This is a genomic window from Deinococcus peraridilitoris DSM 19664 (assembly GCF_000317835.1).
Taxonomy (GTDB): Bacteria; Deinococcota; Deinococci; order Deinococcales; family Deinococcaceae; genus Deinococcus_A; species Deinococcus_A peraridilitoris.
In genome coordinates this window covers 3,183,203-3,205,358 of sequence record NC_019793.1, presented here as the reverse complement: position 1 = coordinate 3,205,358, position 22,156 = coordinate 3,183,203, and the positions used below count along the sequence as shown (strand labels likewise).

The following is a 22,156-nucleotide window of genomic DNA, read 5'->3' as shown; positions in this document are numbered from 1 at the left end:
CCTCCCATATTATACCGAGTTCAAAATTATACCGCAGGGTGCGCAAACACCTGCTGGCAATTCCTCCAACGATGCTAGCGCGCAAAACCTGGCGTGACATCGTTGGAGTGCAACTTCAGCGCAGCAGGGCGCGCGCGATCACCACACGCTGAATCTCGTTGGTTCCTTCGTAGATCTGGTTGAGCTTCACGTCGCGCAGCAGCTTCTCGACGGGGTACTCGCCGACGTAGCCGTAGCCGCCGTGCACCTGAATGGCCTCATTGGCCGCGTTGAAGGCCATTTCGGAGCAGTAAGCCTTGGCAATGGCGCTCTCGGTGCCGTGTGGCAGACCCTGGTCCACCAGCCAGGCAGCGCGCAGGGACATCAGGCGCCCGGTCTCGATGCCCATCGCCATCTCGGCCAGCTTGAACTGAATGGCCTGAAAGTCCGAGATGGGCTTGCCGAAGGCCTGACGCTCCTTGGCGTACTTGATGCTTTCCTCCAGGGCGCGCCGGGCAATGCCCACCGAACCCGCCGCCACCGGAATGCGGGTCTTGTCGAGGGTTTTCATGGCAATCTTGAAGCCGTCGCCGACTCCTCCCAGGATGTTCTCTTTCGGCACCCGGACATTCTCGAATACCAGCTCCGAGGTGAGGCTGGCGCGCTGACCCATCTTGTGCCGAATCTTGTTGTAGGACTGGCCGGGCGCGTCCTTGGGCACCACGACGGCCACGGTCGCCCGGTGACCTCCGCCGCGTTCGGTGGTCGCAAACACCACCGTGATCTCGGCCACGCCGCCGTTGCTGATCCACATCTTGCTGCCATTGATGACCCACGTGTCACCGTCGAGCACCGCCGTGGTGTGCATGGCCGCCGCGTCCGAGCCGTTGTTGGGCTCGCTGAGGGCGAAGGCCGCCAGAGAAGGCTTTTCGAGCAACGGTGACAGGAAGCGCTTCTGCTGCTCCTGACTGCCGCCCACCACGATGGGAGTGATGCCCAGCTCGGAGGCCATCAGCACGGTGTAGATCCCCATGCAGCCGTAGGCGAGCTCCTCGGCGATCAACACTTCGTCGATCATGCCCAAACCCAGGCCTCCGGCATGCTCGGGCACCGAGGTGTTGAGCAGCCCGACCTCGTGCGCAGCTTCCACGACCTGCCAGGGGAGTTCCTCTTTCTGGTCGTACTCGCTGGCAATGGGCATGATCTCGTTTTTGGCAAAGTCACGGGCGAGGGCCTGAAGCTGTTTTTGTTCGTCAGTCAGCGAGAAATCGATCATACGGCTCCTTGGGCAGACCAAACGGTCGTTTGGTTTGAACTTTGCTCAAAATACCAGATTCGGCGCTTCGGCAGTCCACACCCGGCCAACAAAGAGGTGAGTTGGCGTCATGCCAACTCACCCCTGGGACACCGCTATTACTGCAGCTTGGTGATGCGGTCCTGTGCACTCGGCGCGACGGGCGCATTTGACTTGATAAACGCCTGGAATGCGTCCACATCGAGTTCACCGCCCAGGCGACTCTGGCCTTCACGCAGCACCGTGAAACCGTCGCCTCCGTCAGCGAGAAAGCTGTTTACCGTCACACGGTAACTGGCCGTTGGGTTGAGCGGCTGACCGTTCAGGGTGATGTCGCTGACACGCTGGTCCTTGGGTTTGGTGGTGTCAAACTTGTACGCGAAACCGTTCGAAACCTGCAGGATGCGGGTCTGTCCGGTCACGCCACTGTTGTCGAACTGTTGCTCCAGCAGGGTCTTGATCTGGGCGCCCGTGAGGGTCAGCACGACCAGGCTGTTCCCGAAAGGCTGCACCGTGAACACATCACCAAAGGTCACGCCGTTGTCCGCTTTGGGAGCCACCGGCAGGTCAGCCCGAATTCCGCCGGGGTTCATAAAGGCCACCACGGCTCCACCCTTGGCCGCGTCTCTCGTGGCCGCGAGTTGTGAATCGGCAATGAGCTTGCCCAGCGGAGACTCCCCCGCAGCGTTCGCCGTACGGGACACCTGCGGGACCGCCAGCTTCGCGACTTGCTGGTTGGCGATGGGGTCAGTCAAGGCCTTGGCCTTGGTGATCAGCGCGGTCATGGCAGGGTCCTTGGCAACTTTCGTCGAGTCGACCACCACGGTGCTCGCCTTGACGCCCAGCACCGTATGCCGGGCTTTGTCGATGCGCAGGTCCACCCGTTGCAACAGGTGGCCGTATGCGTCGCCCTGAATGATCGTGCGTCCATTCACGAGGCAGTTGTAACCGCGGTGCGTGTGAGCGCTCATGACCACTTTCACCGCCGGGTCGAGCTTGTTGGAAATGTTCACGATAGGCCCCGCGAGCGTCGCGCACTCGGGCGTCGAGAAGGCTTCCTTCGTCGTGTCGATCACGCCGCCGTGGTGAATCAGCGCGATGATGGCGTCCACGTTCCGTGACTTGAGCTCGGGAATGACCTTGTTGATGGCCTCGGCTTCGTCGGTGAACGTCAGGCCGGCCACGCCTTCGGGCGAAACGATGGTGGGGGTTTCCTTGAGGACCGCGCCCACAAAGGCGATATTGGCTCCACCGACGTTCTGAATGGAGTACGCCGGGAAAATGGACTTGCCGGTGGCATCCTCGATGACGTTCGCCGCGAGGTACTGGAACTTGGCGCCCGTGAAGGTCGGGTTGAACTTGCAGGCTTTGGCCGGATCGTTGCTGTCACAACCGCCGTTTTGCATGCGGCGCAGTTCCTTGAGACCGTAATCGAACTCGTGGTTGCCGACGACGCTGAGCTTCATGTCGAGGGCGTTCATCGCCGCGATGGTGGGCTCGTCACGCAGCAGGCTCGACGCCAGTGGGCTGGCACCGATCAGGTCACCTACCCCAACGAAAATGGTATTGCTGTTCTGACGGCGCGCCTCCGCGAGCACACCGCCGATGGCCTCGATCCCACCCGCTGGCAGGCTGATCTGTTTGGTGGGGTCTGCCGGGTCCGGAATCCGTACGCCCGAAAACGAGGTCGGAGCGAGGTTGCCGTGAAAATCGTTCACGCCGAGCACGGCCACGTCCACGACGTTGCCTTGTCCGCGCATGTTCGGTGCGCACGCCGCGAGGCCCAGGGTGAGCAGCCCGCCCATCAACAGTGGTTTTTTCATATCGTCCTCCGAACTCCAGAAAGCACGGGATGGTCTGTCAGCATTCAGCTCAAAGTACGACCGGGCAAAGCGTAACATGTGACCGGCCAGAGGTGAACGCGTCCATCACTCCGAAAACTCGGAAAAGACACTGCGGGCGATGACCAGTTTCTGAATCTCACTGGTGCCCTCGTAGATCTCGGTGACCTTGGCGTCACGGTACAGGCGCTCGACTGGGTATTCACGGCTGTAGCCGTTGCCGCCGAAAACCTGAATGGCGTCGCGGGTCACGTCGACGGCCGCGTCACTGGCAAGCAGCTTGGCGATACTGGCTTCACGGCTGTATTTCAGGCCCTGGTCCTTGAGCCAGGCTGCCTTGAGGGCCACCAGACGGGCCGCCTCGATCCGCGCGGCCATCTCGGCGATCTTGAAGCTCACACCCTGATGTTCGGCAATCTTCTTGCCGAACTGCTCGCGCTCCAGGGCGTAACGGGCAGCATGCTGGTAAGCGGCGCGGGCGATTCCCAGGGCCTGCATGGCAATGCCGATGCGGCCTGCGTCGAGGCTGGCAAGCGCGATGATCAGGCCCTGACCTTCGTCGCCCACGCGCTGGTCGTCGCCGACATGCACGCCATCAAACTGCACGGTGGTGGTGTGAGCAGCGTGCAGGCCCATCTTTTCTTCGGGCTTGCCAAAGGACAGTCCTTCGGTCTGCCTGTCCACCACAAAGCAGGTCACACCCCGCGCGCCGGCGCCTCCGGTGCGGGCCATCACCAGGTAGGTGTCGGCCTGCCCACCGCTAGTGATCCAGGCTTTGCTGCCGTTCAGCACCCACCCTGCCCCATCGCGCTCAGCTTTCAGGCGCAGACTGGCCGCGTCCGATCCCGCGCTGCTCTCCGTGAGGCAGAAGGCGCCGAGTTTCGCACCCGAAGCGAGCGGCCTCAGGTACTGATCTTTTTGGGCGTCGGTGCCGTAGCGAAACAGCATCTGTTCGGGCAGCCCGTTCTGCACGCTGACAATCACGGCCACCGAGGCGTCGGCGGCAGCGACTTCCTCCAGACATAAAGCGTACGTCACGCTGTCCAGGCCCGCCCCCCCCCATTCCTCGGGGACCGTGGCGCCCAGCAGGCCCAGGCCGGCCAGGCCGCGCAGCTGTGGCCAGGGAAACTCGCCGCTTTTGTCGTACTCGCCGGCGAGTGGCGCGATGTGGTCGCGCACGAAGTCGCGAACGCTCTGCACGATCAGGCGCTGCTCGTCCGAGAGCGCAAAACTCAGGCCAGCCGAAGAGGCCGAATCAAGCACGTGGGTCATCCCGACCAGTGTAGCGAACAAACGCCCGTTCGAAAGAAGTGGGATGCCTGATCGTGGGGCCCGAAGGAAGCCACCTGACGCTGCAGAGGCTTTCTCCGGGCAGGCGTTTTATGGAGCGGGTTTGAGCAGCACGATGCGGCTGCTGGACGTCGGATTGACCAGCTCAGCGACGTACAAGTTGCCGTTTCGTCCGTCCTCGGCCAGGTCGAGCGGGTTGACCAGCGCCGTGTCCGAAGCGATGCCGATGGTTTCGGAGCGCGAGACGTTGCCTTCGGCGTTCACCGTGAGGGCCAGGATATTGTTGCCGTTGGCGTACTCGACGACCAGCAGCCGGTTCTTGAGCGCTCCGCCAAAGGTATTGCTGCGGTACTCGATCGCTCCGTTGGGTGAGCGGTTAAAGCCGAAAGTCCAGGACGGCGCGCGGTAGTTGGAATCGGGTCTCACGCCCACGGGATATCCCTGGTAGGGAGACTGCGTGACCACCTCGGCAACGTCCTGGGCGCTCGTCGGGTTCCCGCCGTTGAGCACGTAGTGGCCCAGCCGTGGATTAGGGTGCCCGAAGTACGCGCCCGCCGTTTTGGTCTTGTACAGGAAATCCGGCTGTGTCGGCACGCCGGTCAGTGCGGGCACGCTGCCGTCCGGCGAGGCCGGGGCGTTCCCGCCCGCCGCGGTTCCGTTGGTGGGCAGGTACAGAAATCCGTTGGTGTGCCACACCAGGTCGTAGGCGTTTCGCACACCGCTTGCGAAGACCTTGACAGGCGCGCCCTCCGCCAGTGGATTGTAGGTGCCAGGCGTTCCCTCATAGTCTTCCGTCTGCACATCGATGGGCAGATTCGCCGTGCGGCGGGCATCGATCTGCAGCACCGCGCCCGACAGCAGATGCTCGGCGCGGACCCAGTAGCCGTCAGCATCACCCGCGGCGCTCATGCTGCCCTGCGTCAGGTACAGTTTGCCGTCGGGCCCGAACGCCAGGCTGTTGCTCATGTGGTCCTTGATCGAGCGCGGCAGGCCGACGACGTAATCCTCAAGGGTTCCTGCGAACGTTACACCGGTATCCACACGCAGGCGCGAGATTTTGCCGGTGAAGTCCCGCGCCGGCTCGGGATACAGCGAGTCGTTGTGTGACAGCCACAGGACCTGCGCGTCGAGCGGATCGAAACGCATCCCGATGATCGCGCGCCGCGAAAGCGCGGGCAGCTCGAGGGTCTGCGTCGCGCCCAGGCGGCCGTCTGAAAGAATCGGCCAGCGCAGGATCTTGCCGTCGAGCCGTACCCCGTACAGGTACGCGCCCGTACGGTCCACGGTGATGCTGGCAATCGGTCCGCCCGTACCCGAGGTCGTCGCGGGGTCGGGGTACACCTGCTGGCGACTGAAGTTCACCGCAGACGTGGTCGAGGAAGGCAAGGTGCCGGTCGTGAAACGCAACCGGTGCGCGATGAACGGGGCGCCGGTCTGATCCTTGACACTGTTGGTCACCTCGAAGGTGTATTCGGTAGATCCGTCGAGCAGCACGGTCGGCTGGAAGGTGATGTTGCCGTCTGCGCCGTCGGTGCCGGGCATTCCGGGAACGGCGCTGCGACTGGGATCGCTGCTGCGGTACAGCCGCACTCCCCCTTCCAGCGTTGCGCGATCCACGCCCGCGCCGGGCGTCGGAAAGTACAGGCTGGCACTGATGGCGCTGTCACGCCGGACGCCAGTTGCGCCGCCGTTGGGGATGGTGCTGGTCACGCTGGGTCGGGCGGGAAAGAGGGCGGTGCGCGGAATGACTTCGCGGGGCTGGCTGGGACTGGACCACAGCAGACGGGCCGTCGCGTCTCCGGAAAAATCAGCGTATTCGAGCGTCAGGTCGTACTTCTGCCCGGCACTCAGGGTCACGCGGGCACTCTGCTCACCCGGCGCTCGGCCGGTCCAGGAATCGATCAGCTTCTGGCCGTTCACCCACAGACGCACCCCATCGTCACCAATGACAGTGAAGGTGTAGGTTTCGCTGTATTTGGATTGCACCCTGCCGCTCCAGCGCACGCTGAAGCCATCCGCGGGCAGACCGCCGAAGGGTGCGCCTTTCAGCCAGTCATAGTTGACAGTAGCGTCCACCTGCTCCTGAGCGCTGCCGCTCAGGTCCGGCGTCGCGAAATACTGGGCACCGAGACCGATGCCCAGCTGGTCTTCGGCGCCGCAATTCACCCGGGCGACCGCCCAGTCGGCATGGTCGTTGGTTCGGCCATCGCCCGCGTCGGTCGTCACCAGCCGCAAGGTGTTGATGCCACGTACGCTCAGGTCCACGTATCTGGCCGGACTGTTGCCCCGCATGAGCCCGCTGTCGTACACCTTGGTCCCGTCCAGATAGACCTGAAAGACCACCGAACCACTCGACCCGAGGGCGTCCTGAAGCTTGAAGTCGTTCAGGCCGATGGTGGCATTGAAGGTCGTGCAGGTGCCGCCCAGGGGAAAGACGACTTCGGAGTTGCTGTGCACGCCCAGCCCCTTGCTGAAACGCTGGCCCTCGATGATGAGTGGTCCGCCGTCGTCAGGCGCTTCGGTGCCGTTGGCCCGGTCGCGCTCGACGGGGCCGAAGCCGCTCGAGGCGCGCGTCCAGCTGAGATCGCTCAGGTACAGTTCACCCTTGTAGAGCCGCTGGGGCTGCAAGGACCGCGAGGGGCTGTCCGTCCAGGGACCGTGTTCGGACGAAGGGTCGGGGATGCTCGCCTGCGGAGAACTGCTGCAGGCCGACAGCGCCGAGCAAAGAAGGGCGGCCACCCAGGCCAGACGAAACGGCTGCGCGTGGTGCATGGTCAGGCTCCTGGTTGGGTCGGTCCTGTTGTCAGGATGTGATTGCTGCGGGCTACTCGGGCCGCACGTTGGAAATCAGGTAGACGTTGTCGTTGTAGTCGTAGTTGACTCCCAGCGAGTCCATCAGCATCAGGTAGGTGTTCGGCACGGCGTTTCCCGCACGGTCACGCACGGGGAAAAAGCGGATGTGATGCCCGCAGTTGCTGGTACAGCCTGCCCGCCGGTCGTACGTGGTGTCGTTTTTGGTGGGATCACTCCAGGTGCCCTCGACTTTCAAACCAAAAAGTTCGCCGGGCGTGAACGACGCGCCGGCCGGCAGGCTGTCCGAGCCGTACCGACGCGGCAGGACCGACTGCGCGTCACCTTCCTTGTGGGTCAGGATGAAGTTCAGGCTGTCCGACCCCTTGGCGTGCCAGCGCAGGGTGTTCGCCTGGTTCTGGGTGTGGAAGGCGGCCAGCTGACGCACCTGTACGGGCGCGGCCGTATTCGCGCGGCGCCAGTAGGCCGAGAGCACCTCATCCCCGACTGCCTCGACCTTACCTTTGTTCGACAAGGTCTGCCCGGAGTTCACCAGCACGGTCTTGTACCCGAACACGCTCAGCAGTTCGGGCATTTCGGGCTCCTGCCCGCCTTCCGAGACGCTCTGCCAGAATCCGGCGAGCTGTACGGTCCTGCTCGGCTCGTCCGCATCATTCGAGGAGATCGTCAGGCTGCCGCTGTGCACGTCTCCGCTCGTGGCCGTGAAGCGCACACGCACATCGAGCAACTGGCCCGGCGCGATGGTGCGGGGCAGCGAGACGGCGTCGGCCAGCGCCCACGGCCCCGAAATGCCAAGCCCGCGCAGTTGCAGCTCTCCGGTGCCACTGTTGCGCACACGCAAAGTCGCCAGGTTGTGAACGCCATAGCCGGGGTAGTTGGTGGTGGAGATGCGGTTGAACGACATTCGGTCTGCGAAGGGCACACCGTCGAGGTTCTCTACTTCGATGTTGCCCCCCGAAGCGGCCGTGACCGGCGAGAAGGTGAGGGAGTTGAGCTTGGTGTTGCTGCCTCCGCGGGCGTCGATGGTCAGACGCCCGTCGGTGACGTCCACCAGCACGGAGCCCGAACGGTACTCTTGCGCGGCAGAAGGCACGAAACGGTCAATGACCCGCGTTCCTTCGATGTTCACGGTGTGTGCGCTGTCGTAGGGCTTGTCGCCCACGCTGACGGTCACGCAGTAGCGGCCACTCGGCACCACGTACTCCCAGGCGCCTGCAGGACTGCCGGACAGTTGCAGGTGAATCAGGGTGTCGAGCGTCTGGTCAATGCCGCTGCGGTTGCGGTCGCGCGAGGCGCTTCGCAGATCAAGACCCGTGGGGGCGCCCCCCAAGCTGTCTTCACGAATCCAGCCGTATCCGCGCGCCGCGCTGAACGCCGAACCGTCATCGGCCATAAAGCCGCTCGGCACGGCTGCGCCGGACGGCTGGAAATTGATACGCGTGCCAGGGGTGGGACAGCCCGAGGTGACTTCTCCCAAAGCGGAAGCGGAAGGGCCAGCAGGCGAGCGATTTCCGGGTGCGTTGGAACCGCAGGCGGCCAAGGCGCCCAACAGGGGCACGGTGAGCAAAAGGAGGGCCGGACGCTTGAATGGTCTGTTCATAAGACTCCCCCGCCGCGCCTGGCAGACGCGACCATCTGGTGTACTTTTCAAGTGAATGGTCAGGAGACGGCGGCGCCGACCATGAACGAGAAACGAGAAACGTGCCGGCAAATCAAAAGCGCAAGGGATACGGGCAAAGACGTGAAAACGTGCTTCTTTGCCTGATACAACTTCTCATCAATGAAGTCGGGCTCTGTAACAAATATAACCTTTCACGAAGCACATGAAAATTCGCCGTCGCGTAATGAGATTCACATGCGAGGCGCCAACTCCCGGACGCGTGGCGCGCCAGGGCACACCTTTTGCTGCCCGCGTCCTCGCTAGACTGGGCGTATGGTTGAACGTGTCTTCCTCGCCAAACCGCGCGGCTTTTGCGCCGGGGTCGTGATGGCCATCAAAGCCGTCGAGAAAGCTGCACAGAGCGAGGACCGCCCCGTCACCGTCTATCACAGCATCGTGCACAACCACACCGTGGTCGAGCGCCTGGAACAGCGGCACGGCGTGCATTTCGTAGAGGACCTCGAAAGCATCGAGGCGCTTCCGCAGGCTTCGGACACCGTGGTCTTCAGTGCCCACGGTGTCAGTCCCCGCGTTCGTGCCCGCGCCCGCGAACTGGGCCTCGCGACCATCGACGCGACCTGCCCCCTCGTGACGAAAGTGCATTCCGAGGCCAAGAAGTACGCGCGTGAGGGCTACACCATCCTGCTGATCGGTGACAGCGCGTCCCACCAGGAAGTGCTCGGCACGCGCGGTGAGGCACCGGACGCGACCATCATCGTCGGCGTGCTGGGCAAGAACGGCCCTGGCCTGCACGATCCGCACACCGTTCAGGTCCCCGATCCCGACAAGGTGGTGGTCCTCACCCAGACCACCCTGAGCGTCGACGACACCCGCAGGACGGTGGCGATTCTCAAGGAACGCTTTCCGGCGCTGGTCATTCCACCCAGCGAGGACTTGTGTTACGCCACCAAGAACCGTCAGGACGCCGTCAAGAGCATTGCACCCCAGGTGGACGCCTTTCTGGTGCTGACCAGCACGCACTCCAGCAACGGCATGCGGCTGCTGGAACTCGCCGAGCAGCAATGCGGACGGGCGTACCGTCTGGAAACCGTGCGCGACCTCAGCAGCATCGACCTCGGTGACGTACGCTCACTGGGCATCACCAGTGCGGCCAGCACACCCGATGACCTCGTGCAGGCCGTCTTGCAGAACTTCGTGGCCCTGAATCCACAGCTTGCCGTGATCGAGGAAGGTGAGTGGGAGAACATCGAGTTTCGCGAACCCAAGAAAATACTGCCCGGCGCGCCCATCCCGAAGATCCTGCAGTGACGCGTCACCGTTCCTGACAAAACCCCGCCCCAGCTCTCGCAAGGCGTATTCGCAGAGCGTTCACCCGCCCTGCACGCAGAAGCGAACATCATCGAAAGATGCCCAGCGATCTCCCCTATGCCAGCTTTCACCATCCGGACGGCAGTTGGTACCGTCTGTGGATCACGCACACGACGCCGAAAACCGCGCGCGGGCACGCCTGGCACCTGCACGCGTCCTACGACAAGACCGGCACCGTCGCGCCCCTCGCGGGCACCTTGTGGTGGGAGCTGCCCTACGGCATGTCCAACTGGGACTTCGACTCCGAAGCAGAAACCCTGGCAGCCTTCAGGGACCGCGCCGGAGAGCGCCTGCACAAAGGCTATGTGATGCGCGAGGGTAACTCGCCCGCCGAGCTCGTCCACAGCGCCCTGACAGAGCCTGAAACGCACGGGTAAGCGGTCAGGACCCAGCAGGATTCCAGCGGGCTAAGCCATTTTGCCTGTCTGCGGGTGCGGTAGGCTTCGGCATGCCCGCAGACGATCAAGCGCCTCAAGAAACCAAGCCGACGCCTGCCCCTACCGACCGCGTCACCGAAACAAGGCACACGGTGCGCATTGGCGATCAGGACGTGGCGTATACCGTCAAAACCGGAACGCTGGTGCTGAAAGAAGAGCGCCACGACCCGGAAGGCAAGCACGAAGGCGAAAAGGCGCATGCAGAGGTGTTCTTCATCGCCTATCTAAAAGACGTACATGACGCTTCCGAGCGGCACCCCATCACCTTCTCCTTCAACGGCGGGCCGGGCTCCAGCAGCGTCTGGCTGCACCTCGGGGTGCTGGGGCCGCGCCGGATCGACATGGGCGACGCGGGTGAGCTCAAACCACCACCCTACGGGATGGTGGACAACGAATTCTCGCTGCTGGACGAAACCGATCTGGTGTTCATCGATCCGGTCAGCACCGGCTTCAGCCGCGCCGTTTCCGGCGAGAAAACCAAGGATTTCCTGGGGTTCAAGAAGGACATCGAGTCGGTGGGTGACTTCATCCGCCTGTTCGTGACGCGCGAGCAGCGCTGGCTTGCGCCCAAGTTTCTGATCGGCGAAAGCTATGGCACCACCCGCGCAGCCGGGCTGAGCGGCTACCTGCAAGAGCGGCATGGCCTCTTTCTGAACGGCGTGATGCTGGTGTCGAGCATTCTGGACTTCCAGACCGTGCGTGACGCACCCGGCAATGACCTGCCGCCGATCCTGCATCTGCCCACCTACACGGCCACCGCCTGGTATCACGGCAAGCTCGAAGGCGGCCAGTCCCGCCCGCTCGCCGAGTGGCTGCATGAAGCGGAAGCCTTCGCTTCGGGCCCGTACCTGCACGCCCTGTTCGTGGGCGATCAGCTCGGCCAGGACGAGTACTCGGAGATCAAGCGACAACTCGCTCGCCTGACCGGCCTGAGCGAGCAGTTCGTGGAACGCAGCCGCCTGCGAATCAGCCTGGGGCGATTTTGCAAGGAACTGCTGCGTGAGCAGGGGCACACCGTGGGGCGTCTGGACAGCCGCTTTACCGGCATCGACCGCGACTCGGGCGGCGAGGGTCCCGAGTACGACCCGAGCTACAGCGCCATTCAGGGTCCTTACAGCGCCGCACTCAATCACTACGTGCGCGCAGAGCTGGGCTACACGAGCGATCTGCCGTACGAAATTCTGAGCTTTCCCACCAACACCTCGTGGAGCTACAAGGAATTCGAGGGCCGTTACGTCAACGTCAGCGAAACCTTACGCAAGGCCATGACCCTCAATCCTGCCCTCAAAGTGCTGGTGGCCAGCGGCTATTACGATTTCGCAACGCCGTACTACGCCACCGAACACACCCTGTCGCACCTGGGCCTCGATGCATCCCTGCAGGGCAACCTCGTCAAGACTTACTACGAAGCGGGGCACATGATGTACGTGCATCCCGCGAGTTTGGAGCGACTCAAACGCGATCTGGCGTCGTTCGTGCGCGCGGCCTGGCAGTGAGGCCTGACGCGTGAAGCAAGACCTGCATCAGCTTCCTGCCGCCTTGAGGAAGCCGTTCTTCACCAGTTCGGAGAGCAGTGGTTCCATCTCATGCAGGGCCGCGTCGGAACGCAGTGCGTACTCGGCCGGCGTCAGCCCTTCGGAGAGCGCTTTCATCAGGGACGTCCCGCCCACGCCGTACTGCTGGCGAAAGTGCAGGTGGGTGGGCGTGATGGGGTTGAGCGCGTCCCTGCCACGCAGCGTCAGGGCGTAATTGTGGTGCGCCCAGCCCGCGAGACTTTTGGGCAGGATCAGGGTCTGGGGGCGCAGGGGAGCCGGGAACGCACCCTCGTACGGCATCGTCACCGGCATGCTCGCGACGACCTGGCCTCCGACATAAAACGACGCACCGTCGGATCCGGCGTGCAGGCCGGTAAAGTCCTCGGTCAGGTTGAACTTCCAGGCTCGGCTGCCCACCCCGCTCAGGGCGTGCGCGATGTCGTGCTCCAGTGAGTAGGCGCACAGCGGAGCGCCCGCCACGAACAAATTGAGCAGGTCGCCCAGGGCCAGTTCACCCGTATGCTGTCCGGAACAGGCAGCGACGGCCCGGCCCTCGAAAATCAGGACGTGGGCGTCCTGCTCGTGCAGCTGGGCGTGCAGGTAGCCGTACCAGCCGGTGTCATGCAGGTGGCGCAAAAAAGCGTGCAGATCGCAGAAGCTGGCGTTCAGCCCCCAGTAGGCGGCCTTGGAACGCGGCAGAAAGCGCGCCAGAAAAGGCGCGGCCTTGGGAAAGCGGGGGGTCAGTTCGGTCACGGTGGTCAAGGGCGCTCCTCCAGGCGAAGCGGCGACATTTCCATTTCCTGGGTCGACACGTCAGGAACCGGTTGCAGTTCACGGCGGTACCTCTGCGCAAGCTGCGCGTAACGCTCGGCGTTCCCTGTCTGTTCCACAGGGCGAACCACCTTGGCCGGCACGCCCAGCGCCAGCATGCCGGGCGGCACATGCTGCCCCCCGGCAAGGAGCGCTCCGGCACCCAGCACGGCGCCCTCACCGAGCGAGCTGCCCGTGAGCATGGTGGCATTCATGCCGACCAGGCTGCCGCGCGCGAGGTGGGCACCGTGCACGATGGCGCGGTGCCCGACAGTCACGTTCTCTTCAAGCACGCAGGGATACCCGGCGTCCGTGTGAAGCACCGCGCCGTCCTGTACGTTGCTGCCCGCGCCAATGGAAATGGCTTCGATGTCGCCGCGCAGCACCGCACCGAACCACACGCTTGCCCGCTGCGCCACACGCACCTGACCGACCAGAACAGCACCAGGCGCGACAAAGGCCGTGTCGGCCACGTCGGGTACCTGATCGCCGATTGCATAGATGGCCGCCGTTTGCTTCAGATGAATCGCTCTCCTTGACCGGACGACTCTTGATTCGAGCAGCGCGGCTGCCCGACAGCACCAGGGTGAGTCAGCGGACGATGTGTCCCAGTGCTTCTTGTAGTAAGTCCCGGTCTTCCGGGTAGCTTAGCAGCTTCACTGCCTGCGCTGGCGGATAAAAGCCGCCCTCATCGAAGATCGCTTCGAGAACCGCCTCGCTCGAAAGTGCGCGCATCAGAAACCAGTGAATTTCTCGTGGGGTGCCACGGTCGTTGGTGTAACGGGTCACGGAAAGACGTGCCGTGATGCGCGCGGATACGCCGGTCTCCTCGAGCACTTCCCGGACGGCAGCATCCTCGTCGCGCTCACCCGCGTCAATGTGGCCCTTGGGAAAGGTCCAGCCGCCTCGTTTGTAACGCAGCAGCAACACCTCCCCTTTGTCATTCAAGACCACGCCACCCGCCCCCAGTTCTGCTGCCTGCCGCATGCAGGGAGTGTATTACGAAGCCGACCGGTTCGCCAGCAACACGCCTGCAAAGAACCACACCCCGAACTGAGCTGAGGTCGCCCGCGCGGCATATTTGTAAACCTTCCTATGAGAATCGGATTAGTCTTGAGTCATATGGACACTTCCCCGTCGATTGTGCCGCTCGGTGCACCCGAAGCCACCCTTCCTGGCACGCGCTACGTACCGATGCGCTTCAGCGGCTCCGCCGGCGAATACTTTCGCCTGTGGATCGTCAACGTGGCGCTGACCATCCTGACGCTGGGCATTTACGGTGCCTGGGCCAAGGTTCGCACGCGCCGCTACTTCTACGGGCATACCTGGCTTGAGCGGCACAACTTTGAATACACGGCCAGCCCGGTGGCGATCCTGATGGGCCATCTGATCGTAGGTTTACTGTTCGCGGTGTACCTCATCACCTCGAATTTCGGCGCCAATCCCGACACCGGCATCAGCCTGATCGGCGTGTCACTCCTGTTGCTGTTCTTCCTTCTCACACCCTGGCTGATCTATAAATCTTTGCGCTTTACGGCCCGCAACACGATTTACCGTGGTCTGCGCTTTCATTTCCACGGTTCGGTCGCCGAAGCCTATGGCAAGTATCTCGGCTGGCCCCTGCTGGTCCCTTTCACGCTCGGGCTGCTGCACCCGTATGTCGTCGCCCTGCAGCGCCAGTTCATGGCGGAAAATGCCGCGTACGGCTCGGCCCGTGTGCGTTTCGAGGGCCGCACAGGCGATGTCTACATCATCTTCCTGATCGGGGTCGCGCTGGGCATCGGTGCCTATACGGTGTTTGGCGTGCTGTTCGCCGCGTCACTCGTGCCGCTTTTTGCTGCCGGGCTGACCGACGCCAGTGACCTTCTCGCCAAGCTAGGCAGTTCCATCGGCTTTGCGATTCTCGCAGTGCTGGCCTATCTGATACTGATTCTGGGCCTCACGGCAGTCACGCAATTCATCAAGGCCAGCCTGATGAACTACACCCTCAACAACGCCGAGATTCCTGGCCGGATTCGCTTTCAGTCGAAGGTGAATCCCTGGCGGCTCACCTGGATTCAGGTGACCAACACGCTCGCGCAGTTTCTGACGCTGGGACTGGCCACCCCTTGGGCTGCCGTGCGGCGTGCCAGGTACATCCTGGGCTGCATCGCCGTACTCGCCACCGGCCAGCTCGACGACTTCACCGCCGAAGCGTCGGTGGGCGAGAACGCGCTGGGCGAAGTGGCCACCGACTTCTTCGACATCGATCTGGGCTTCTGAGCGAAAGATGACCGTGGACACCCCCATCACCGTGCAGGGCCTGTACTTCGACGGCCACTCATCACGCTCGCGCGAGGCCGAGCTGACCCTGCACGGCCAGGTCCTGAGCGTGCAGTGTGAGGGGATTCATTTTGAGCTGCCCGTACGCAGTGTGCACATCGAGGCCGGGATTGGGGCCATGAGGCGGGTATTCAAGTTTCCCGGTGGCCAGCGTTTCGAGAGTGACGACCATACGGCAGTGACGCAGCTTGAACAGGCGATAGGACGCAACCGGGGCCTCAACTTCGTGAACACCCTGGAGGCGCGCTGGCCGCTGGTGGTCGGTTGCCTGCTTGGGTTGCTGCTCGCCAGCGTGGCCTTCTGGCAGTGGGGCCTGCCGCTGGCGGCGCGGGCGGCAGCCAGCGTGACTCCCCGAGCGATGCTCGCCGCACTGGACTCACAAACGCTCGCGCTGCTCGACCGGCAACTTCTGGAACCGTCCCAGCTGCCGGCAATCACGCGTCAGCGGCTGTCCGCCGCGTTTTCCCCGCTCGCGCGTGAGATTGACGCTGACACCCGCTACCAGTTGGTGTTCCGCTCCGGCGAGGCGCTGGGCGCCAATGCCTTTGCGCTGCCCAACGGCACCATCGTGCTGACCGACGACCTGGTCAGGCTCGCACGCAACGACCGGGAAATTATCGGGGTGCTGGCGCATGAGGTGGGCCACGTGATTGAGCGGCACGGCGCCCGCAGCATCTACCAGAGTGCCGGGCTGCTGTTGTTCGTTTCGGTACTGACGGGCGACGTGGCCGCCGCGTCGACCGTGGCCGGAGCCCTGTCACTCTCGCTGGTCCAGAATGGCTATTCGCGCGGCATGGAACGTGAAGCCGACGACGTGGCCGCCAGGTACCTGCGGCGGAAGTACGGCACCACCGCTCCCCTGCGCGATATGCTCTCGCGCCTAGAACGCGCCCACCAGGACGTCAAGGTGCCCGATCTGCTTTCAACCCATCCAGGAGTCGACGAACGGCTGCGGCGGCTTGAAGACGCCGACCGACAGCCGCAGAATGCCCGGCCCTGAGCCAGCCACCTGATGTCAAACAGCGCGGGTCGGTGAGGACCATTTCTCACCAACCCGCGCTGCCGTGAAAATCTTCTATTCGCCCAGTGCTGCTTCCAGATCGCCCAGCAGGTCGCCCACATCCTCGATTCCCACCGACAGGCGCAGCAGGTCGGGCGTGATGCCCTGTTCCAGGCGGCGCGCCTCGGGCAGGGCGCGGTGGCTGGTCCCCCACGGATAACTGAGGGTCGTGGCGACGTCAGCGAGGCTGGGGGCCAGAGGAATCTTGCCTTGCAGACGTTTCACGAAGCCAGGAGCGTCCTCGACTTCGAGCGACATCATGCCGCCGAAACCGTGCGGAAACAGGTCGGCAGCAAGCTTGAACTGCGGATGGCTGGACAATCCCGGAAAGTGCACCCGCCGCACCCGCGGGTGGTTTTCCAGTACGTCCGCCACGGCCTGCGCGTTCCCGCTGTGCGCGCGCATGCGCAGCCCCAGCGTTTTGAGGCCCTGCACGGTCAGCCAGGCATCGAATCCCGAGATGGTCCCGCCAAGCCGCACCGCCCGCGTACGAGCGAGTGCCATCAGCTCACGGGAGCCCGCCAGCACGCCACCCATGGCCGTCGCGTGCCCGTTCAGGTATTTGGCCAGGGAGTGCGATACCAGGTCGGCACCGTGCACGGCCGGACGAAAGACGGCCGGGCTGGCGAAGGTGTTGTCCACGCTCACCAGTCCCCCACGCGCATGCGCGAGTTCGGCCAGGCGGGGCACGTCGGCAACGGTCAGGAGCGGGTTGGTCAGGGACTCGAGGTGCAGCAGGCGGGTGTTCGGCTGCCAGGCGGCCTCAACGGCGTTAAGGTCGCTTACGTCAGTCCAACCGACCTGAATTCCCAGACGGGGCAACTCCTCGGTGAGCAGCGCGTAGGTGCCACCGTACACGCGCGCGTCGGCAAGCACGTGATCTCCCGCCTGCAGTACCGCCAGAAATCCCGCCAAAATGGCAGACATGCCGCTGGAGGTGGCCACGGCATCCTCGGTTCCCTCAAGCGCCGCGATGGCCCGTTCGAGGGTGCTGCGATTTGGGGTGCCGTTGCGGTAGTAAAAGGCCGCACCGGACTCGCCACTCATGGCGCGCTCAAGGTCGTCGAGGTCGGAAAAGGCGTAGACGGTGCTTTGATAGATGGGCTGCACGAGCGAACGGCTGGAGTTCTCCTGCGCGTTTTCATCGGCCCGGGCGGCGAGCGTGGTGAGATCGTACGGCATGAAGAAAGTGTACGGGAAAGCACACCACCGTCCTGGTCTGCGCGTCCAGGGTACGGTGGACCCGTGAGACAGCAACATCAGCACCGCATCACGCGAGTTCGTTTTGAACTGGCAAAGGAACGTCCTGAAAATCGAGAAAAAATACGCTCAGGGTGCAGGCAGGCCCAGACGGTGCCCCCGTACCCGAGACGGCGGCACCCTGCCCAGGACAAGGCAATGCTGTCCAGGTGGATGGTCGGCACCTGGTCGTGCGCTGGCCCGGTCGTATGACAGACCTGTGGCAGCGCCTGAAAGTCCGCTTTCCGATCATCCAGGCGCCCATGGCCGGCGGACCCAGCACGCCACAGCTGGCCGCTGCCGTCGGCCAGGCCGGAGGGCTCGGTTTTCTGGGCGCAGCGTACCTGACAGGAGAGCAGATCACCCGGCAGGTGGAGCAGGCTCGGGCCCTGCACGGCGGACCGGTCGGCCTCAATTTGTTCATCGAAAGCAACGCCATCCCACCAGACAGCGGTCAGGTCGAGCGGGCCGCCGCGGCCCTCTGGCCCTTTCACGCGGAGCTGGGCCTGCCGCCGGCGACACTGCCGATTCGGGTGTCCGTCCCCTTCGAAGAGCAGTGGGAGGCGGTCCTGAACGCGCGGCCCGAGGTATTCAGTTTCACCTTCGGTCAGTTGAGTGCCGAGCGCGTTCGGAGGCTGCAAGCCCAGGGAACGGTCGTGATGGGCACCGCGACCACGGTGGCCGAAGCGCGAGCGCTGGAGACGACAGGAGTCGACGCGGTGATCGCACAGGGCAGCGAAGCCGGAGGGCACCGAGGGACGTTTCTGCATCCCGCCGAGGAGGCACTGGTGGGCACACTGGCGCTCGTTGCGCAACTGGTGGACGCCGTTCGCATTCCGGTGATTGCGTCAGGGGGCATCATGGATGGACGGGGCATTCGCGCCGTGCTGACACTGGGCGCACACGGTGTGCAGCTCGGAACGGCCTTTCTGCTCACTCCCGAGGCGGGCACCTCGGCGCCTTACCGTGCGGCGCTGGGGCGGGCGCAGGACCACGTCACCACGCTGACCCGGGCTTTTTCCGGCCGCCTGGCAAGGGGGCTGAGCAACAGGGTGACGCGGGAGTTCCCCCAAGAAGCCTTGCTGCCTTATCCGTACCAGAACGCCCTCACCCGGTCCATGCGCAGCGAAGCCAGCCTGCAGGGCCGCGCTGAATTTCTGTCGCTGTGGGCCGGCCAGGGCGCCCACCTCGCGCGCGACCTGCCCGCGGGCGCGCTGGTGTCGACCCTCGCCCAGGAAGCGGGACTGTCGCCTGTGCCGGGTGAGCTTCGGTGAACGTTCGCCTGCGCCCCATCACCTCTGACGATTTCTCCACCATCGTGCGCTGGAGTGAAGACCGGGAGTTCTGTCTGGCCATCGACTGGAGCGTGGACCTCAGCCGGGCACAGGTCGAAGAATGGTGGACGCGAATCCTGAGCGACCCGGGCGACGACTTTCTACGCCTGGGCGTGGAACGCGGTGGACAGCTTGTGGGCTATGTGGATCTGGCGCAGCAGGACCGGCAGGTGGGACGCGCCGAATTCGGCATCGCCATCGGCGAGCGCAGGCTGTGGGCCCAGGGTCTGGGCATCGAGGCAGGCCAGTTGATGCTGCACCACGGCTTTCACCACCTGGGCCTCACGCGGGTGACGGCCCAGGTGCACCGTCCGAACGTGCGTTCACTGGCGCTGATGCGGCGACTCGGCTTTCGGGAAGAGGGCCTGCTTCGCCGGCACGCCCTGTATCAGGGTGGCGTGTGCGACGTGGTGATTTTTGGATTGCTGCAAAATGAATTTGATGCGGATCGCTGTAAGTAGCGCTATCCGGGTACTACGCGAGTGGCTCAGCTCTGACCGGACCCCAGACTGGATGCAAAAATAACCTCACGCGAAAGGACCGTTCCGATACGGAACGGTCCTTTCGCGTGAAACCCCATGAGCCTCATCCATACCGAAAGCTCAGCGTCTCCCCTTGCGCGTCCACGGTGACCGTTCCACCCTGCTGCAGCTGACCGAAGAGCAACTCGTCGGCCAGCGGACGTTTGACGCGCTCCTCGATCACCCGTCCCAGCGGTCGGGCACCCATGGCGGGATCGTACCCCAACTGGGCCAGCAAGACGCGCGCCGCCGGGGTGACCGTCAGCGTCACCCGCTTCTCGCGCAATTGGCCTTCCAGCTCTCGCAGGAACTTGTCTACCACGCGGCCCATCACGTCGCGGGACAGCGGCGCAAAAGACAGTACCGCGTCGAGCCGGTTGCGGAATTCAGGTGTAAAGGTCCGCTCGATGGCTTCGCGTTCCTCGCCGATCCGCATGGTCCGCCCGAAACCCAGCGCGGGGCGCGAGGCGTCCGCCGCGCCAGCGTTGCTGGTCATGATCAGAATCGCGCCGCGAAAATTCACCTGTTTGCCGGTGTGGTCGGTCAGCGTTCCGTGGTCCATCACCTGCAGCAGCAGATTGTAGATGTCCGGGTGCGCCTTTTCGACTTCGTCGAGCAGGATCACGGCGTGCGGATTCTTGCTGAGCGCCTCGGTGAGCAGCCCTCCCTGATCGAAGCCCACGTAACCCGGGGGCGCCCCGATCAAGCGCGCGACAGTGTGGGCTTCCTGATACTCGCTCATGTCGAAACGAATCAGCTCGACTCCCAGCACGCGCGCCAGGGTACGGGCGAGTTCGGTCTTGCCGACCCCGGTCGGTCCGGCGAACAGGAAGTTGCCTTGCGGTTTCTGCGGATCGCGCAGACCGGCGCGGGCCAGTTTCACGGCGGAAGCGAGGGTCTTGACGGCGCCCTCCTGCCCGAACACGCCGGCGCGCAGATCGTCTTCCAGGGTGGCCAGCGAAGCCACTTCCTGCCCTTTCACGCTGCCCACCGGAATGCGGGCCATACGGGCCACGGTTGCTTCCATGTCGGCCACCGTGACCGTCGCGGCCTTCTTGCGCCGCCCGGTCTTGGCGGGACGCGCGCGAACGGCGTGCGCCGCACCAGCTTCGTCCATCACGTCGATGGCCTTGTCGGGCAGAAACCGGTCACGCAGGTAGCGGCTGGAGAGCGCGACTGCCGTCTGCAGCGCGTCTTGCGGGTATTTGACGCCGTGGTGGGCTTCGTAGACGGGTGCCAGACCACGCAGAATCTCCAGGGCTTCGTCCTCGCTGGGCTCGGCGATATCCACCGTCTGAAAGCGGCGCCACAGTGCGCGGTCTCCCTGCAGGTGGCGCACCTCGCTGGGGGTGGTCGCGCCGACCACGCGCAGCTCACCTCGCGCCAGGGCCGGTTTGAGCAGGTTGGCCGCGTCCATCGCGCCGCCCTGCACGGCCCCGGCGCCCACGATGGTGTGCAGTTCGTCGATGAACAACAGGGCTTTCTGACCGCTCAGGGCACTGAGCACCTGCTTGATGCGCTCCTCGAAATCACCACGGAAACGCGTGCCGGCCAGCAGGGCGCCCATGTCGAGCGCGTAGACCTGCGCGCCTTGCAGGACCTCAGGCACCTCGTCTTGGGCAATGCGCTGGGCCAGACCCTCGACCACTGCCGTCTTGCCCACGCCTGGTTCGCCGACCAGCACGGGGTTGTGCTTGGCCCGCCGCGCCAGGATGTGCACCATGCGCTCCAGTTCGGCGCTGCGTCCGATCATGCGGTCGAGCTTGCCATCCCGCGCCGCCTGCGTGAGGTTTTCACAGTAGGCGTCGAGGGGATTCTGTACTGCCTCTCCTGACAAACCGTCATCCTCATGGTTGTCCACGCCCTTCGTGCGGCGCGGCGCACCGGACGCGCCGTGCGAAATGAAGCTCAGCACGCTCAGCCGCGTTACGCCCTGCGCTTCCAGAACGTACCGGGCAAAGGAATCTTCCTCGTCCAGCACCTCGGCCAGCACGCGGGCGCCATCGGCACTCTCCCCGGTCTTTCCGGCGGCGCGCAGTTGCAACGCCGCGCGTTGCACGGCCCGCTGGGTGCCGAGGGTGAACTCGGGCTCCTCGTCACCGGTCTCGAAGTCGGCGATAAAGGCCGTCAGCTCGTTTCGCAGGCGGCCCAGGTCGGCACCGAGTGCCCGCAGGGCAGCGCCCGCTTCCGGATCGTCGACGAGCGCCAGCAGCAGGTGCTCGAGCGTCACGAAGTCATGTGCGTGCTCCCGGGCAAGTTCAAGGGCACGCTTGAGGGAGCTTTGCAGATTCTCGGACAGCATTGCCTCAGGCTAGAGCAAACAAAGCTCTTACCTCGCGGTGTTGAGCACGATTCAGCCGCACGGAGACCGGATTAATCGTTACTTTCCGGTTCGAGGGTCACCTGCAGGGGGTAACCTTCACTCCGCGCGAGCCCGATGACCTGCGTGACCTTCGTTTCGGCCACTTCACGGGTGTAGACACCCGCCACCCCCTGACCCTGATGGTGAACGGCCAGCATGATCCGCTGAGCCTCCGCTTCGCTTTTGCGGAAAAAACGCGTCAGGACGTACACCACGAACTCCATCGGAGTGTAATCGTCGTTGATCAGCAGCACGCGGTAGAGCGGGGGTCGCTTGAGCGCCTGCCGTTCCTGCAGTTGGGTTGCACCGTCTCTTTTCGTCACGCTTCACCG

The 22,156-nt window shown here is 64.1% G+C and carries 18 protein-coding genes; 7 read left to right on the top strand and 11 right to left on the bottom strand.

The window, feature by feature from the left end:
* Positions 1-115: 115 nt before the first annotated feature.
* From DEIPE_RS15635 to DEIPE_RS22440, 5 genes are all read right to left on the bottom strand, one after another.
* Positions 116-1,255: an acyl-CoA dehydrogenase family protein gene (locus DEIPE_RS15635; protein ID WP_015236940.1), complete on the bottom strand. Its 1,140-nt coding sequence runs from the start codon at positions 1,253-1,255 to the stop codon at positions 116-118.
* A 137-nt stretch (positions 1,256-1,392) separates the two neighbouring features.
* Positions 1,393-3,096: a bifunctional metallophosphatase/5'-nucleotidase gene (locus tag DEIPE_RS15630; protein WP_015236939.1), complete on the bottom strand. Its 1,704-nt coding sequence runs from the start codon at positions 3,094-3,096 to the stop codon at positions 1,393-1,395.
* 105 nt (positions 3,097-3,201) lie between these two features.
* On the bottom strand, positions 3,202-4,386 hold the full coding sequence (locus tag DEIPE_RS15625) for an acyl-CoA dehydrogenase family protein (RefSeq protein WP_015236938.1): 1,185 nt from the start codon (positions 4,384-4,386) through the stop codon (positions 3,202-3,204).
* 108 nt (positions 4,387-4,494) lie between these two features.
* A complete protein-coding gene (locus tag DEIPE_RS22445; RefSeq protein ID WP_015236937.1) occupies positions 4,495-7,176 on the bottom strand; it encodes an NPCBM/NEW2 domain-containing protein in 2,682 nt (893 codons plus the stop codon).
* Positions 7,177-7,228: 52 nt separating this feature from the next.
* A complete protein-coding gene (locus DEIPE_RS22440) occupies positions 7,229-8,815 on the bottom strand; it encodes a hypothetical protein (RefSeq protein ID WP_015236936.1) in 1,587 nt (528 codons plus the stop codon).
* A 333-nt stretch (positions 8,816-9,148) separates the two neighbouring features.
* Between DEIPE_RS22440 and ispH the strand changes: the two genes are divergently transcribed.
* From ispH to DEIPE_RS15600, 3 genes are all read left to right on the top strand, one after another.
* Complete coding sequence (gene ispH / locus DEIPE_RS15610; RefSeq protein WP_015236935.1) at positions 9,149-10,144, top strand: 4-hydroxy-3-methylbut-2-enyl diphosphate reductase; 996 nt, start codon at positions 9,149-9,151, stop codon at positions 10,142-10,144.
* A gap of 98 nt (positions 10,145-10,242) precedes the next feature.
* Positions 10,243-10,581: a hypothetical protein gene (locus DEIPE_RS15605; RefSeq protein WP_015236934.1), complete on the top strand. Its 339-nt coding sequence runs from the start codon at positions 10,243-10,245 to the stop codon at positions 10,579-10,581.
* 71 nt (positions 10,582-10,652) lie between these two features.
* Positions 10,653-12,137, top strand: a complete 1,485-nt coding sequence (locus tag DEIPE_RS15600) for a S10 family peptidase (protein ID WP_015236933.1) — start codon at positions 10,653-10,655, stop codon at positions 12,135-12,137.
* Positions 12,138-12,164: 27 nt separating this feature from the next.
* Here DEIPE_RS15600 and DEIPE_RS15595 read toward each other — a convergent pair whose 3' ends face one another.
* The 3 genes from DEIPE_RS15595 to DEIPE_RS15585 all read right to left on the bottom strand — a co-directional run bounded on the left by DEIPE_RS15595 (position 12,165) and on the right by DEIPE_RS15585 (position 13,973).
* Entirely contained in the window at positions 12,165-12,929 is a 765-nt protein-coding gene (locus DEIPE_RS15595) for a hypothetical protein (RefSeq protein ID WP_245557648.1), read from the bottom strand.
* 5 nt (positions 12,930-12,934) lie between these two features.
* Positions 12,935-13,459 (bottom strand): gamma carbonic anhydrase family protein, encoded by a 525-nt coding sequence (locus DEIPE_RS15590; RefSeq protein ID WP_245557545.1) that lies wholly within the window; start codon positions 13,457-13,459, stop codon positions 12,935-12,937.
* Positions 13,460-13,577: 118 nt separating this feature from the next.
* Entirely contained in the window at positions 13,578-13,973 is a 396-nt protein-coding gene (locus DEIPE_RS15585) for an NUDIX hydrolase (RefSeq protein WP_015236930.1), read from the bottom strand.
* Positions 13,974-14,108: 135 nt separating this feature from the next.
* Here DEIPE_RS15585 and DEIPE_RS15580 point away from each other — a divergent pair, with 135 nt between their 5' ends.
* Together DEIPE_RS15580 and DEIPE_RS15575 are read left to right on the top strand one after the other, a co-directional pair.
* On the top strand, positions 14,109-15,248 hold the full coding sequence (locus DEIPE_RS15580; RefSeq protein WP_015236929.1) for a YjgN family protein: 1,140 nt from the start codon (positions 14,109-14,111) through the stop codon (positions 15,246-15,248).
* A 7-nt stretch (positions 15,249-15,255) separates the two neighbouring features.
* On the top strand, positions 15,256-16,308 hold the full coding sequence (locus DEIPE_RS15575) for a M48 family metallopeptidase (RefSeq protein ID WP_015236928.1): 1,053 nt from the start codon (positions 15,256-15,258) through the stop codon (positions 16,306-16,308).
* Positions 16,309-16,383: 75 nt separating this feature from the next.
* Here the strand turns inward: DEIPE_RS15575 and DEIPE_RS15570 are convergent, their stop codons facing one another.
* Positions 16,384-17,550, bottom strand: coding sequence for a trans-sulfuration enzyme family protein (locus DEIPE_RS15570; protein WP_015236927.1), 1,167 nt, complete (start codon positions 17,548-17,550; stop codon positions 16,384-16,386).
* Between the two features lie 266 nt (positions 17,551-17,816).
* Between DEIPE_RS15570 and DEIPE_RS15565 the strand changes: the two genes are divergently transcribed.
* Both DEIPE_RS15565 and DEIPE_RS15560 read left to right on the top strand, forming a co-directional pair.
* Positions 17,817-18,881: an NAD(P)H-dependent flavin oxidoreductase gene (locus tag DEIPE_RS15565; RefSeq protein ID WP_015236926.1), complete on the top strand. Its 1,065-nt coding sequence runs from the start codon at positions 17,817-17,819 to the stop codon at positions 18,879-18,881.
* The gene (locus DEIPE_RS15560; protein WP_015236925.1) at positions 18,878-19,402 is read left to right on the top strand and encodes a GNAT family N-acetyltransferase; all 525 of its coding nucleotides are present in this window, start codon (positions 18,878-18,880) and stop codon (positions 19,400-19,402) included. The genes DEIPE_RS15565 and DEIPE_RS15560 overlap by 4 nt, the downstream gene beginning before the upstream one ends.
* A 124-nt stretch (positions 19,403-19,526) precedes the next feature.
* Here the strand turns inward: DEIPE_RS15560 and DEIPE_RS15555 are convergent, their stop codons facing one another.
* Both DEIPE_RS15555 and clpS read right to left on the bottom strand, forming a co-directional pair.
* Positions 19,527-21,764 carry an AAA family ATPase gene (locus DEIPE_RS15555; protein ID WP_015236924.1) on the bottom strand — a complete coding sequence of 746 codons (2,238 nt, stop codon included), beginning with the start codon at positions 21,762-21,764 and terminating at the stop codon, positions 19,527-19,529.
* A gap of 71 nt (positions 21,765-21,835) precedes the next feature.
* The gene (gene clpS / locus DEIPE_RS15550) at positions 21,836-22,147 is read right to left on the bottom strand and encodes an ATP-dependent Clp protease adapter ClpS (protein WP_015236923.1); all 312 of its coding nucleotides are present in this window, start codon (positions 22,145-22,147) and stop codon (positions 21,836-21,838) included.
* Between the last annotated feature and the right edge of the window lie 9 nt (positions 22,148-22,156).